Raw genomic sequence first — 14,238 nt, 5'->3', positions numbered from 1 at the left:
CGACATGAAGATCCATGACGCGCCAAGCTTTCCCAACCCCTTTCGGGTTCGGGTGGTTCTTGCAGAGAAAGCGCTTGCTTCTCAAGTCGAGTTCGTGAAAGTCGACTTGCCGGCGGCGGAGCACAAGCAAGCCGCGTTTCTGGCCATGAACCCGACCGGCACGGTCCCCGTGCTCGAGCTCGACGACGGCACCTTCATTTCCGAATGCACGGCCATCACGGAGTACCTGGACAACCTCGACGGTGAGCCGACGTTGACGGGACGCACCGCGCGACAGAAGGCCATGATTCACATGATGCAAAAGCGTGCCGAGTCGGAACTCATCGATGCGGTTGGGATTTACTTTCACCACGCCACGACAGGACTGGGAGACCGTGTGCTGCCCTACAAGAGCCCCGAGTGGGCGGCGCGAACCGAATGGGGTCGCATGCATCGAGACAAGGCACTTCAGGGCATGCGGTACTTCGACAAGGTCCTGCAAAGCCAACCGTACGTGGCTGGCGACGCCTTTTCGATGGCCGACATCACGGTGCTGGGCGGGCTGATGTTTGCCGGCTACGAAAACATCATCCCGGTGCCGGAGGAATACACGGCGTTGCTCGCCTGGAAAAACAGGATGTACGAACGCCCGAGCGTGAAGAATCCAGCCTGAGCATCGAGGCGCAGAACCCGTCTAGCGAAACGCTTAGGCTGGTTGCGCGCCGCTCTTTTCAGTGCGCAGGCACCAGGAAGTCCTGGCTGATGCGCCCGCCCAGTTCATTCACGCGGTCGAGGAACTGCGTGAGGTAAGCGTGCAAGCCAGTGGCCAGGATCTCGTCGACACGCGCGTATTGCAGGTCGGCCAACAGCTTGCCGGCGCGGCGCTGCGTTTCGGCGCTCTGCTCGTTCTGAACCTTCGCGAGGTTGTTGACCACCTCGACCAGGCTGGCATGCAGCGAACGCGGCATGTCGGCGCGAAGAATCAGCAGCTCGGCCACGCGCTCGGGCTTGATCACGTCGCGGTACACCTTGCGGTAGACCTCGAAGGCCGAGACGCTGCGCAGGATCGCGCTCCAGTGATAGAAGTCGTACTCTTGGTCTTCCTCGGTGGCGGCGCCGAAGAACTCGCTGTTGAGAGCGTGGAACTTCACGTCGACCAGCCGCGCCGTGTTGTCGGCACGTTCGAGAAAAGTGCCCAGGCGCGAGAAGTAGAAGGCCTCGTCCTGCAGCATCGTGCCGAGCGTCACGCCGCGCGAGAGGTGCGAGCGGAACTTGACCCATTCGAAGAACTGCCCGGGGTCGCGTTCGAAGTCGCCTGCGCGCAGCATGCGGTTGACTTCGAGCCAGGTGGTGTTCTGCGTTTCCCACGCCTCGGTGGTGAGCGCGCCGCGCACGGCACGCGCGTTCTCGCGCGCGGCCTTGAGGCAGGAGACGATCGACGAGGCATTGCTCTCGTCCTTGACCATGAACTCCATCACCTCGTTGGGCGTGATCTGCTCGTACTTCTGGTTGTACCAAGGCAGCAGTTCGCTGATGGACAACACGCCTTGCCAGCCGTACTTGGCGACTTCGGCGGACTGCGGCAGCAGCGAGGTCTGGTAGTTGACGTCGAGCATGCGCGCGGTGTTCTCGGCGCGCTCGGTGTAGCGGGACATCCAGTAGAGGTGGTCGGCGGTGCGTGAAAGCATCGTTTGTTCTCCTAATTCCTTGCCTGCACTCAGACCGATGACGATTGGCTTTGCGACTGCGCTTGCGCAGGGGCCTTGGGCTTGCGGTCGGCTTCGAGGATCCAGGTGTCCTTGGTGCCACCGCCCTGCGACGAGTTGACCACCAGCGAACCTTCTTTCAGCGCCACGCGCGTGAGGCCGCCGGGCACCATCTGCACCTCGCTGCCCGAGAGCACGAAGGGGCGCAGGTCGATGTGGCGCGGCGCGATGCCGGCGTCGACGAAGGTGGGCGAGGTCGACAGGCTCAGCGTGGGTTGCGCGATGTAGCCGTCGGGCTTGGCGATCACGGCCTTCTTGAAGTCTTCGATCTCGGCCTGCGTGGCGGCCGGGCCGATGAGCATGCCGTAGCCGCCGGCGCCGTGCACTTCCTTGACGACCAGGTCCTTCATGTTGTCGAGCGTGTACTGCAACTCGTCCTTGTTGCGGCACATGTAGGTGGGCACGTTCTTCAGGATCGGCTTTTCGCCGAGGTAGAACTCGACCATCTTCGGCACGTAGGGGTAGATCGACTTGTCGTCGGCCACGCCGGTGCCCACCGCATTGCAGATCACGACGTTGCCTTCGCGGTAGGCGCGCATGAGGCCGGCGCAACCAAGCGTGGACGTGGGGCGGAACACCTCGGGGTCGAGGAAATCGTCGTCGACGCGGCGATAGATCACGTCGACGCGCTTCGGCCCGCGCGTGGTGCGCATGTAGACGAAGTTGTCCTTCACGAACAGGTCTTGCCCTTCGACCAGCTCCACGCCCATCTGCTGCGCTAGGAACGCGTGCTCGAAGTAGGCGCTGTTGTACATGCCGGGCGTGAGCACCACCACCGTGGGCTCGGCCGTGGCGGCCGGCGCGCTGGCACGCAATGTTTCGAGCAGCAGGTCGGGGTAGTGCGCCACGGGCGCGATGCGGTTCTGGTTGAACAGCTCGGGAAAGAGCCGCATCATCATCTTGCGGTTTTCGAGCATGTAGCTCACGCCGCTGGGCACGCGCAGGTTGTCTTCGAGCACGTAGTACTCGCCGTTGCCGTCGGCATCGGGGGCACGCACGATGTCGATGCCCGAGATGTTGGAGTAGACGTTGTGCGGCACCGTGACGCCCATCATTTCGGGGCGGAACTGCGCGTTGTTCAGGATCTGCTCAGCCGGGATGATGCCGGCCTTGATGATTTCCTGGTCGTGGTAGACGTCATGCAGGAAGCGGTTGAGCGCCGTGACGCGCTGCACCAGCCCCTTTTCCATGCTGTCCCACTCGTGGGCGGGAATGATGCGGGGCAGCAGGTCGAACGGGATGAGCCGCTCGGTGCCGGAGCCGTCTTCATCCTTGGCGCCGTACACCGCGAAGGTGATGCCGACCCGGCGGAAAATCATTTCCGCCTCTTCGCGCCGCGAACGCATCACCTCACCGGGTTGCTTCGCGAGCCATTGGTCGTAGCGCTTGTAGTGCTGTCGGATTGCAGCCCCTGCGTAGGGCAACTGCTCATACATCTCATCGAATTTGTGCATGGAACGACCAATCTCCTTGAGCCATAGCTTAGCAAGTTCAGGGCCAGTGAAACCCCTAATCTGCTGGCTGGAGACGGGCCGCGAGACTTTTCTTGCTATGGCTCGGAGCCTTCGTCCGGCACCCGCTTCTTGCGGGGCGACAGGAATTCCTTGATGCGTTCGCCGCTTTCGTCGCTGTAAAGACTGGCGACGAAGGATTCGCGCTCGGCCTCGAGCTGTTCGCGCCGGCTGCGGCCGCGTGCGGAGTGCACAAGCTGCTTGATGCGCGCCTGCACCTCGAACGGCCCGCGCGCCAACCGCTGGGCCCATTCGAGCGCCGTGGCGCCGGCGGTGCCATGCGGCACGACCTTGTTGACCACGCCCCAGCCATGAAGCCGGTCGGCGGTAAACGGCGCGCCATCGAGCAGCATTTCAAGCGCGGCCTGCGGCGGCAGCGAGCGCGCGAGCGAATCGGTGGCACCGCCATCGGGTGTCAGCCCGACGTTGACATAGGACATCGCGAACTTCGCATCCTCTGCCGCGACGATCAGGTCGCAGGCCAGGCACAGCGAGAAACCACCGCCCATGGCCGCGCCCTCGACCGCGGCAATGACCGGCTGGGGCGCTTCCTCGATGGCCATGATCCATTCGTGCAGAGCCTCGATGTGGCCGTGCTGCTCGGCCGGCGGCAGCTTGCGCTGGCGAGCCAGCCGCCGCAGGTCGCCACCGCCGCTGAAATGCTCGCCCTCCCCGCACAGCACGATCGCGCGCACGGTGCGAAAGCCCGAGGTGGCCCGTATCGCCTTGGCGGCCGCGCGGTAGACCGATGGATTGATCGCGTTGCGCGCGGCGGGGTTGCTGAGCGTCAGGATCAGCACCGGGCCTTCGCGGTGCATCTTGAGCCGGGCGCCGGGGGCGGATGCCGCGCTGGCGCTGGTGATGGCGGGAACGGCGGCCGTCATGGCGTCCGCCTGGAAAGCCACCGCTGCCGCTGGCCGTTGTCGTTGCGCATCGTGTCCCCTGAATGTTGTGTATGCGTTGGATCGCTCCAACGGATCGGACTCCTCATTGCCAGACTCGGCAACCAATGTATCGCCGTTCTTTTGAGAATTTATTCACATTTCAAAGGTTTGTCGGCGGTCCTTCTCACCGGCGGATGCCGTTTCAGGGCAGGGCGTGTTGCCAGTAGCGCGCACTGCGCTCGCGCTCGCAATCCACGTCGCCGGCGCGGGTGCTACGCCAGAGGGCGGCGCCGCACCTGACGCTGTCGACGACCCGTGTTCCGCGCGCCTCGTAGCGCGCAACGACCTCTGCCGCCGGATGCCCAAAACGGTTGCGGTAGCCCGCCTGCACCAGCGCGATGCGTGGCTGCACGGCGTCGAGCAGCAATTCGCTCGACGAAGACTTGCTGCCGTGGTGAGGCACCAGCAGCACGTCAGCCGCAAGCGCCGCATTCCGCTGCACCAGCACGCGCTCCTGGTCGCGTTCGATGTCGCCAACCAGCAGTGCGGTCGCACGGCCATTGCCGATGCGCAAGACGCATGAAATCGCATTCGACTTGACGCCAGCCCGGTAGTCGGAAACCAGTGGATGCAGCACCTCGAAATGCACGCCGTCCCAGGTCCATTGCTGGCCGGCCTCGCACACCGCACCGGGGCGCAACGAGCGCAGCGGGTGCGTGGGCTCGATGGAACTCAACAGCGCGGCCTGCGGCTGCATCGCCAGCACGGCGGCAGCACCGCCGGTGTGGTCTGCATCGCGGTGGCTCAGCAGCAGCATATCGAGCCGCTCGCCCTGGGCGCGCAGGAGCGGCACCAGCACGCGATGGCCGGCATCGCTTTCGAGGCTGTAGCGCGGCCCGGCGTCGTAGAGCAGGCTGTGCGTGGCGGTGCGCACCAGCACCGCATTGCCCTGCCCGATGTCCGCCGCCAGCAATTCGAACTCGCCGGCTGCGGGCCGCGGTGCCTGCCACAGCAGCACCGGCAACAGGAGCGGCAGGCCCAAGGTGCGCAGCGACCAAGGCAATGGCATGGCGAGCAGCACGCCACCCGCCACGCCGCACGCGGCCATCCATCCGGGCGGCGCGGCCATCGACAGCGTGGCATGGGGCAGGCCGGCACCCCATTGCAGCAGCACCGCCAGCGCATGCACGGCCCAGGCCGCAAGATCCCACAGGGGCGCCACGGCCACGCCGAGCATGGCCAACGGCGTCACCACCAGCGTGACCCACGGAATCGCGATCGCATTGGCGGGCAGCCCCACCAGCGACACCTGCTGGAACAGCAGCAGGCTCAGCGGCGTGATCGCAAGCGTGATGACCCATTGCTCGCGCAACAGCTGCCACACCTGTGCCCGAATGCCCCGTTTCACCGCGCCCGGCGCGGCGAGGTCGGTCGCAAACAGCACGCCCACGGCCACGAAACTGAGCCAGAAGCCGGCCTGCATCAAGGCCCACGGATCGAGCGCCACCACCACCGCGGCCGTCAGCAGCCACACATGCGGCCAGGGCCAGCGCCGCCCTGCCAGGCGCAGCAGCGCGACGGTCGCCAGCATCCAGACCGTGCGCTGCGACGGCACGCCCCAGCCACTGAACAGCGCGTAGAACGTGGCCAGCAGCACGCCGCCGGCCAGCGCGGCCTGCTGCGCCGGCAGCCACAGCATCAACCGGCTGCTGCGGCGCCAGAGCAGGCCGACGATGTGCGCGGCGAGCCAGGCAAACATCGTCACGTGCAGCCCCGAGATCGACATCAGGTGCGCCACGCCGGTCGCGCGAAAGACATCCCAGCCGGCGCGGTCGATCGCACCCTGGTCGCCGGTGACCAGCGCTGCGATCACGCCGGCCTGGCCACGATCGGGCACGCGCTCGAACACCGCATCGCGCACGGCCTCCCGCGCCCGTTCGATGGGGTGCAGCCATGTGATCCCCACGCGCACGGGTGCCGCATCGCGCGCGCCGCTTCGCACATAGCCGTTGGCTTGCACGCCCTGCTCCCACATCCACAGTTCGCTGTCGAAGCCATGAGGGTTGAGGTTGCCGTGCGGCGCCTTGAGCCGCACCGTCAGGCGCCATCGCTCGCCGGCGTGCGGCGCGCCCACGGTGCTGGTGGAAGGCGTCCGCTCTTCGGAAGAGCGACCCCACAGGCCGGTGTTCTCGGCATACCAGCCCAGGGCGATGCGCTCCGGCACGGCCGGCGGTGCATCGGCACTGGCGCCGGTGCCAGCCCAGCGCGCCGACTCGACCTCGAGCCGAAAGCGGGTTGCCGCCTCGCCACGCTGCGGCATCTCCGACACCACGCCGGTGACTTGCAGGTCGCGCCCTTCGAGCGCCGGGTCCAACGCGCCGCCCGCATGGATCGCGGCACGCCAACCGGCCTGCCCCGCACCGGCCATTGCGCCGCACACCAGCGCGACCGCCAGAAGCCCCTTGCCCGACCCGCGCCGCAGCACCGAAGAAGGCCGACATGACCATCCCATGACAACGACCGCGACAGGCAGCGATGCGGCATAGACCCACGCGTTCCAGAGCACCGCTTGCTGCAATTGCAGGGCCGCGCCCCACACCGAACCGCCCAGCATGGCGAAGGCCCACGACCCGGCCATGGCATGGCCGGACGCGCGCGACGGCGTCACCGAAGAACCTCGGAACACATGATGCAAACCCTCCCCGAACCCACGCTCAGTGGCGCGTTAATTGCTTGGCTTCTGGGCTAGTATGCGTCTCACCAGAGACATCTTTTCGATGCAATCTGCCAGTACTGCACACAAAAACGCATGTCCATTCACGCCGCACTCCACCACGTCACCCACTACAAATACGACCGCCTGGTGCAGTTGGGCCCGCAGGTCGTCAGGTTGCGGCCCGCGCCGCATTGCCGAAGCAATGTGATCTCGTACTCGCTGCGGGTCGAGCCCGCGGAGCACTTCGTCAACTGGATGCAGGACCCGTTCGCCAACTACCAGGCGCGGCTCGTGTTTCCCGAGAAAACGCGTGAATTCAAGGTCACCGTCGACCTCGTGGTCGAGATGGCGGTCTACAACCCCTTCGACTTCTTCCTCGAACCGCAGGCCGAGAACTTCCCGTTCAAGTACACGGCCTCGCAAACCGAAGAGCTTGCGCCCTACCTCGTCACTGAAACGCCCACGCCGCTGCTGGCCGCCTACCTCGACAAGATCGACCGCAAGACGCAGCGCACCATCGACTTCCTGGTCGGGCTCAACCAGCAGGTCCAGAAAGACGTCAACTACCTGATCCGCATGGAGCCCGGTGTGCAGACGCCGGAAGAAACGCTCACCAACGGCAGCGGCTCGTGCCGCGACTCGGGCTGGCTGCTGGTGCAGTTGCTGCGCCATTGCGGGCTGGCGGCGCGCTTCGTCTCGGGCTACCTGATCCAGCTCACGCCTGACGTGAAGTCGCTCGACGGCCCGAGCGGCACCACGGTCGACTTCACCGACCTGCACGCCTGGTGCGAAGTGTTCCTGCCGGGCGCCGGCTGGATCGGCCTGGACGCCACCTCGGGCCTGATGGCCGGCGAAGGCCACATCCCGCTCGCCTGCACGCCCACGCCGTCGAGCGCCGCGCCCATCGAGGGCGGCGTCGACGAATCCGAGGTCGAGTTCGGCCACGAGATGACGGTCACGCGCATCTACGAATCGCCGCGCGTCACCAAGCCCTACACCGAAGAGCAGTGGTCCGAAGTGCTGGCGCTGGGCGACGTGGTCGATGCGCGCCTGAAGGCCGGCGACGTGCGCCTGACCATGGGCGGCGAGCCGACCTACGTGGCCACCAGCGACCGCGATGCGCCCGAATGGAACACCGACGCCCTCGGCCCCACGAAGCGCGGCTACGCCACCGAGCTGGTTCACAAGCTGCGTGCCGAGTACGGCAACGGCGGCTTCCTGCATTTCGGCCAGGGCAAGTGGTACCCGGGCGAGCAACTGCCGCGCTGGGCGCTGTCGATCTTCTGGCGTGCCGACGGCCAGGCGCTGTGGCACGACCCTTCGCTGTTCGCCGACGAGCGCTTTCCCACGCACTACACGAGCGAAGACGCGCGCCGCTTCACCACCGTGCTGGCCCACAAGCTCGGCCTGACCGAGCGCTACATCCAGCCCGGCTACGAAGACGTCTACTACTACCTCTGGCGCGAACGCCGCCTGCCGGTGAACGTCGACCCCTTCGAATCGAAGCTCGACGACGAACTCGAACGCGTGCGCCTGCGCCGCGTGTTCACGCAGAAGCTCGACGCGGTGATCGGCTACATGCTGCCCATCGAGCCCGGCAACGCCAACAGCGACGCTCCCGCGCTCGCCGGCCCGGCCTGGAAGACCGGCCCCTGGTTCCTGCGCGACGACCGCCTCTACCTGATCCCGGGCGACTCGCCCATGGGCTATCGCCTGCCGCTCGACTCGCAACCGTGGGCCAGCAAGGGCGACTACCCCTACCTGATCGAGCGCGACCCGACCGCCCCGCGCGGCGCGTTGCCAAGTTCGGCCGACTACCGTGCGCGCTACAGCACGGGCACGGCCGGTGCGGCTGGCGCAGGCCTGGGCGACGTGCCCTACACCTTCGGCACACCGCCCGTGGTGCCCGCGTCGCTGCGCATGCAGCGCCCCGGCGATGCGGCGAGCGGCGATGCAGCGGCGGCAGCAGCTGCCGATAGCACCACCACCCGCCAACCCCTTCGCGGCGAATCGGCCCACTGGGTCACGCGCACCGCGCTGTGCGTCGAAGTGCGCGATCCGCGTCGCGCCAATGGCCCTTCGGCCGAGAAAAAGGGCAGCGCCTCGGGCGTGCTCTATGTCTTCATGCCGCCGCTCGCGCGCCTGGAGGACTACCTCGACCTCGTTGCCGCCGTCGAAGCCACCGCGCAAGAGCTGGGCGTGAAGATCGTGATGGAAGGCTATCCGCCGCCACGCGATCCGCGCCTGAAGATGCTGGCCGTCACGCCCGACCCGGGCGTGATCGAAGTCAACATCCATCCGGCCCACAACTGGAAGGAACTGGTCGCCCATACCGAGTTCCTCTACAACGCCGCGTTCGAAACCCGCCTGTCGGCCGAGAAGTTCATGACCGACGGCCGCCACACCGGCACCGGCGGCGGCAACCACTTCGTGATGGGCGGCGCCACGCCGGCCGACAGCCCCTTCCTGCGCCGGCCCGAGCTGCTTGCGAGCCTCTTGCTGTATTGGCACAACCACCCGTCGCTGAGCTACCTGTTCTCGGGCATGTTCATCGGCCCGACCAGCCAGGCGCCGCGCGTGGACGAGGCGCGCAACGACCAGGTCTACGAGCTCGAAATTGCCCTGAAAGAGATCGCGAAGAACCGCGAGATCTACGGCCAGAACATGCCCGCATGGCTGGTCGACCGCACGCTGCGCAACATCCTGATCGACGTGTCGGGCAACACGCACCGCAGCGAGTTCTGCATCGATAAGCTCTATTCACCCGATTCGAGCACCGGCCGCCTTGGCCTGCTGGAATTGCGCGCATTCGAAATGCCGCCGCATGCGCGCATGAGCATCGCGCAGCAGCTGCTGATCCGCGCGCTGGTCGCCCGTTTCTGGGACGAGCCCTACAAGGCGCCCGTCACCCGCTGGGGTACCGAGCTGCACGACCGCTTTTTGCTGCCGACCTTCGTCAAGATGGACTTCGACGACGTCATCAGCGAAATGCGCCAGGCCGGCTTCGCGTTCGACCCCGACTGGTTCGCGCCGCACTTCGAGTTCCGCTTCCCGCTGGTCGGCCAGATGCAGGCCATGGGCGTGGAGCTGTCGCTGCGCAACGCGCTCGAACCCTGGCACGTGATGGGCGAGGAAGGCTCGGCCGGCGGCACGGTGCGCTATGTCGATTCGTCGCTCGAGCGCATCGAGGTGCGCGTGACCGGCCTGAACGAAAGCCGCCACGTCGTCACCGTCAACGGCAAGGTGCTGCCGCTGCAGCCCACCGGCGTGACCGGCGAGTTCGTCGCGGGCGTGCGCTACAAGGCGTGGAACCCGCCGTCGGCACTGCACCCCAGCATCGGCGCGCATGCACCGCTGACCTTCGACCTCGTCGACACCTGGATGAAGCGCTCGCTGGGCGGCTGCCAGTACTTCGTGGCCCACCCGGGCGGGCGCAACTACGACACCTTCCCGGTCAATGCCTACGAGGCCGAGAGCCGCCGCCATTCGCGCTTCACGCGCATGGGCCACACGCCCGGGCTGGTGCGCACGCCGCCGGCCACGATCGAGCTGCCGGGCAGCCGCGAATTCCCGTTCACGCTGGATCTGCGGCGCTGAGGGTGCCCTTAGCACATTGCCCGATCGGCCATGCCGTGACGGCAGTGTGACAATCCACCCCCTGTGGAACCTTTGAACGAATCCCTGTTCGACGCCCAGGCACTGGAGTTTCCAGCGGCCCTGGCGTCGGCGCTCGCACCGGCCGCCCTGCCCGGACATTTCGACGAACTGCGTGGACAAGCCACGGCGGCCGCCCCGGTGCGGCCCGTTTCGGGTGGCGCGCCGACGCCACCGCCAGCGCCGCTGCTGTACGACACGGCGGTAGAGCGCCCGGCGCCGCCGGCGCCATCGCAGTCCCAATCCCAATCCCAATCCCAATCGTCCTCGCAGCAGGCCCAGTCGCAGACGCAAGCCCCGTCCCCCTCCAGCGAGCAGCCCCCGCTCACGCCCGCCTGGAACGCCTTCTTCGAACAGCTCGGCCCGGGCGGCTTCAACGACCTGCCCCGGCGCGCGGTCAGCCTCGAGCGGCAGATCCGCGACAACGGCGTCACCTACAACGTCTACGCCGACGCCAACGGCCCGCAGCGGCCGTGGTCGCTCGACCTGTTCCCGCTGATCGTCTCGCCCGAAAGCTGGAGCCAGATCGAAGCCGGCGTGCTGCAACGCGTGCGCGTGCTCGACCGCGTGATGGCCGACGTCTACGGCCCGCAGCAACTGCTGGCCGAAGGCCTGTTGCCGCCGGCGCTGGTGCGCGGCCACCCCGGCTACCTGCGCGCGCTGCACGGCGTGAAGCCGCCGGGCGACACCTGGCTGCACATCACGGCCTTCGACCTGGCGCGCGGCCCCGACGGCAACTGGTGGGTGGTGTCGCAGCGCACCCAGGCGCCTTCGGGCCTGGGCTACCTGCTCGAAAACCGCCTGGCCATCACGCGCCAGTTTCCGCAAGCCTTCGAGGCCCTGCAGGTGCAGCGCCTCGCGGCCACCTACAGCGCCATGATGGACGGCCTGCAGCGCATGTGCCCGGCCGGCGTGCCGCCGCACATCGCGCTGCTCACGCCCGGCCCGTACAACGAAACCTACTTCGAGCACGCCTACCTCGCGCGCTACCTGGGCGTGACGCTGGTCGAGGGCAGCGACCTCACGGTGCGCGACCAGCGGCTCTACCTCAAGACGCTGCAGGGCCTGCGCCCGGTGCACGGCCTCATCAAGCGGCTCGACGACCAGTTCCTCGATCCGCTGGAGCTGCGCCCCGATTCCACGCTCGGTGTGCCCGGCCTGCTGCAGGCCATTCGCGCCGGCAATGTGCTGGTGGCCAACATGCCCGGCTCGGCGTTCCTCGAATCGCCGGCGCTGCTCGGCTTTCTGCCGGGCCTGGCGCGCCGCCTGATCGGCGAAAAGCTCAAGCTGCCCGCGCTGCCCACCTGGTGGTGCGGCGAACGCGCCGCGCTCGAAGCCGTGCTGCCGCAACTCGGCGACTGCGCCATCAAGCCCACCTACCCCGGCTTCGAGGGCCGCGCCAGTTTCGATGCGGTGCTCGGCAGCCAGCTCGGCCGGCGCGAGCTCGACGAATGGGCCGGCCGCATCGTGCGCGAAGGCGATGTCCATACCGTGCAGGGCTACCTGCCGCTGTCGCAGATGCCGACCTGGGCCAACGACATGGGCCCCGGCCACATCGCGCCACGCGCGGTGCTGCTGCGCGTGTTCGCGGTGAGCGACGGCGCGCAGTCGTGGCGCGTGCTGCCCGGCGGGCTGGCGCGACTCGCGGGGCCCGATGCGCAGATCGCGTCGATGCAGCGCGGCGGCAGCAGCGCTGACGTGTGGGTGCAGACCCATGGCGAGGTCGACCGCACCACGCTGCTGCAGCCGCACGCCACGCCGGCCTCGCTGGCGCGGCACCGCGCGCCTGTCACCAGCCGCGCGGCCGAGAACATGTTCTGGCTCGGCCGCTACACCGAGCGCGCCGAAAACGCGGTGCGGCTGGCGCGGCTCACGCTCAACCTGCTGGGCGGCGAAGACCAGTCGTCGCGCCCGCTGCTCGAATGGCTGCACCGCATAGCGCTGCGCAACGCGCTGGTGCCGGCCGGCGTGCCGAGCGCGCCGCAATCGCGCCGCGTGTTCGAGCGCGCGCTCGTGGCCGAGCTCGGCGACGCCGACAAGGGCGGCAGCGTCGGCTACAGCCTGCGCTGCATCCGGCAGGCGGCGGCGGCGGTGCGCGAACGACTCTCGCAAGACAACTGGAACCAGATCGTGCGTGCCGAGACCGACTTCCTGCGGCGCGCCGCCGAGCAGGCCGGCGAAGGCAGCTTTGCCACCAGCGCCGCGCTGCGCGCCCTCGAATCCGCCAGCACCGCGCTGGCCGCCATGACCGGCGCGCAAACCGACCGCATGACGCGCGACGACGCCTGGCGGCTGCTGTCGATCGGCCGCCACATCGAGCGCCTGGGCTTCCTGTCGAACGCCCTCGAAGCCGGCTTCGACAACGGCGCCGTGCACGAGGTCAGCGGCTTCGAGGCCATGGTGGCGCTGTTCGACAGCACCATCACCTTCCACGCGCGCTACCAGCAGCGCCGCGACGTCGCCACGCTGGTCGACCTGCTGGTGCTCGACGCCGAGAACCCGCGCTCGCTCGCATGGGTCACGCAAACATTGCGCGGCCGCATCGCGCGGCTGGCCGGCAGCGCGCCCGGCAAGCTGACCGCGCTGTCGTACGAGCTGCCCGACCCGGCCACCTGGACGCTCGAACACCTGTGCGCCGCCGGCCCCGACGCGAACTACCCCGCGCTCGTGCAGCTGCTCGCCAACTGCGAGACGGCGGCCTATCACGTGTCCGACGCCATCGGCACGCGGTACTTCACGCTCACCTCCGAATCGCTGCGCTCCGTCGGCGCGTGACCGGGCCCTTTCCCATGCATCGCGCACTCCGTGCCGCTTCGCACTTCCCCTCGCCAGGGACAACGCCCGCGGGCCGGCAAGGCCGGCTTCGCGGCGCTCCCCGATAACTCCAAGGAGACTTTCCATCATGCACATCAACCGTCGCTTCGCACTCACTGCCGCTGGTCTCCTCGCGGCGCTCGCCATTGCCGCCTGCAGCAAGCAGGAACCCGCCGCGCCTGCCGCCGCTTCCGCGCCGCCGCCCCCACCCGCCGCGGCGCGCGTGCTGGTGGTTGGCACCGACGCCGCCTACACGCCCTTCGAATCGCAGAATGAAAAGGGCGATGTCGTGGGCTTCGACATCGACGTGGTCAAGGCCGTGGCGGCCAAGGCCGGCATCGAGGTCAAGTTCGTCAACACGCCATGGGAAGGCATCTTCAACTCGCTCGACCAGGGCGACCGCGACCTGCTCGTGTCGGCCATCACCATCACCGACGAGCGCCGCCAGACCATGGACTTCTCGCAGCCCTACTTCGATGCCCGGCAACTGATCGCGGTCAAGGCCGACTCGCCGGTCGTGAAGTTCGAGGACATCAAGTCGCTGAAGATCGGCGTGCAGAACGGCACCACCGGCGACGAAGTCGTGGGCAAGCTGCTGGGCAAGTCGAGCACCGCCATCAAGCGCTTCGAGTCCACGCCGCTCGCGCTCAAGGAACTGGAAGCCGGCGGCGTGCAGGCCGTGGTGGCTGACAACGGCGTGGTCGTGCACTACCTGGCCAACAACGCGGCGGGCGGCTTCAAGACGGTGAGCGACGCGGGCTTCCCGGTCGAGCACTACGGCATCGCAGTCAAGAAGGGCAACGCCGAGCTGCTCGCCAAGATCAACAAGGGCCTGGACGAAGTCAAGGCCGACGGCACCTACGCCAAGATCTACGCCTCGTACTTCGGCGCCGAGTCGAAGTAAAAAGAAGCCC

Annotated in this window: 8 protein-coding genes; 4 read left to right on the top strand and 4 right to left on the bottom strand. The window is 67.6% G+C overall.

Annotated elements, in window-relative coordinates; genetic code table 11:
• Positions 1-4 precede the first annotated feature (4 nt).
• Positions 5-652: a glutathione S-transferase family protein gene (locus ACGLHS_RS02875; RefSeq protein ID WP_394476657.1), complete on the top strand. Its 648-nt coding sequence runs from the start codon at positions 5-7 to the stop codon at positions 650-652.
• Between the two features lie 58 nt (positions 653-710).
• On the opposite strand, the gene ACGLHS_RS02870 is transcribed toward ACGLHS_RS02875, so the two are convergent.
• The 4 genes from ACGLHS_RS02870 to ACGLHS_RS02855 all read right to left on the bottom strand — a co-directional run bounded on the left by ACGLHS_RS02870 (position 711) and on the right by ACGLHS_RS02855 (position 6,778).
• Positions 711-1,667: an alpha-E domain-containing protein gene (locus ACGLHS_RS02870; RefSeq protein WP_093237115.1), complete on the bottom strand. Its 957-nt coding sequence runs from the start codon at positions 1,665-1,667 to the stop codon at positions 711-713.
• Between the two features lie 29 nt (positions 1,668-1,696).
• Positions 1,697-3,199 carry a circularly permuted type 2 ATP-grasp protein gene (locus ACGLHS_RS02865; RefSeq protein WP_394476655.1) on the bottom strand — a complete coding sequence of 501 codons (1,503 nt, stop codon included), beginning with the start codon at positions 3,197-3,199 and terminating at the stop codon, positions 1,697-1,699.
• 95 nt (positions 3,200-3,294) lie between these two features.
• Entirely contained in the window at positions 3,295-4,140 is an 846-nt protein-coding gene (locus tag ACGLHS_RS02860; protein ID WP_394476653.1) for an oxepin-CoA hydrolase, alternative type, read from the bottom strand.
• A gap of 202 nt (positions 4,141-4,342) precedes the next feature.
• Positions 4,343-6,778 carry a DNA internalization-related competence protein ComEC/Rec2 gene (locus tag ACGLHS_RS02855; protein WP_394478153.1) on the bottom strand — a complete coding sequence of 812 codons (2,436 nt, stop codon included), beginning with the start codon at positions 6,776-6,778 and terminating at the stop codon, positions 4,343-4,345.
• Between the two features lie 171 nt (positions 6,779-6,949).
• On the opposite strand from ACGLHS_RS02855, the gene ACGLHS_RS02850 reads away from it, so the two are divergent.
• The 3 genes from ACGLHS_RS02850 to ACGLHS_RS02840 all read left to right on the top strand — a co-directional run bounded on the left by ACGLHS_RS02850 (position 6,950) and on the right by ACGLHS_RS02840 (position 14,228).
• Positions 6,950-10,453 carry a DUF2126 domain-containing protein gene (locus ACGLHS_RS02850; RefSeq protein WP_394476651.1) on the top strand — a complete coding sequence of 1,168 codons (3,504 nt, stop codon included), beginning with the start codon at positions 6,950-6,952 and terminating at the stop codon, positions 10,451-10,453.
• A 63-nt stretch (positions 10,454-10,516) separates the two neighbouring features.
• Positions 10,517-13,285, top strand: coding sequence for a circularly permuted type 2 ATP-grasp protein (locus ACGLHS_RS02845; protein WP_394476649.1), 2,769 nt, complete (start codon positions 10,517-10,519; stop codon positions 13,283-13,285).
• A gap of 127 nt (positions 13,286-13,412) precedes the next feature.
• Complete coding sequence (locus tag ACGLHS_RS02840; protein WP_394476647.1) at positions 13,413-14,228, top strand: basic amino acid ABC transporter substrate-binding protein; 816 nt, start codon at positions 13,413-13,415, stop codon at positions 14,226-14,228.
• Positions 14,229-14,238: the final 10 nt, after the last annotated feature.

Origin of the sequence: Variovorax sp. VaC1, from assembly GCF_043658315.1 — a bacterium.
GTDB lineage: Bacteria > Pseudomonadota > Gammaproteobacteria > Burkholderiales > Burkholderiaceae_C > Variovorax.
This window is presented reverse-complemented; position numbering and strand designations above follow the sequence as displayed.

What these genes read in the sequence shown, in the direction of transcription:
- ACGLHS_RS02840 (WP_394476647.1), top strand. Translation starts at nt 13,413, where the DNA reads ATGCACATCAACCGTCGCTTCGCACTCACTGCCGCTGGTCTCCTCGCG.
- ACGLHS_RS02855 (WP_394478153.1), bottom strand. Translation starts at nt 6,778, where the DNA reads ATGGCCGGGTCGTGGGCCTTCGCCATGCTGGGCGGTTCGGTGTGGGGC.
- ACGLHS_RS02875 (WP_394476657.1), top strand. Translation starts at nt 5, where the DNA reads ATGAAGATCCATGACGCGCCAAGCTTTCCCAACCCCTTTCGGGTTCGG.
- ACGLHS_RS02850 (WP_394476651.1), top strand. Translation starts at nt 6,950, where the DNA reads ATGTCCATTCACGCCGCACTCCACCACGTCACCCACTACAAATACGAC.
- ACGLHS_RS02865 (WP_394476655.1), bottom strand. Translation starts at nt 3,199, where the DNA reads ATGCACAAATTCGATGAGATGTATGAGCAGTTGCCCTACGCAGGGGCT.
- ACGLHS_RS02860 (WP_394476653.1), bottom strand. Translation starts at nt 4,140, where the DNA reads ATGACGGCCGCCGTTCCCGCCATCACCAGCGCCAGCGCGGCATCCGCC.
- ACGLHS_RS02870 (WP_093237115.1), bottom strand. Translation starts at nt 1,667, where the DNA reads ATGCTTTCACGCACCGCCGACCACCTCTACTGGATGTCCCGCTACACC.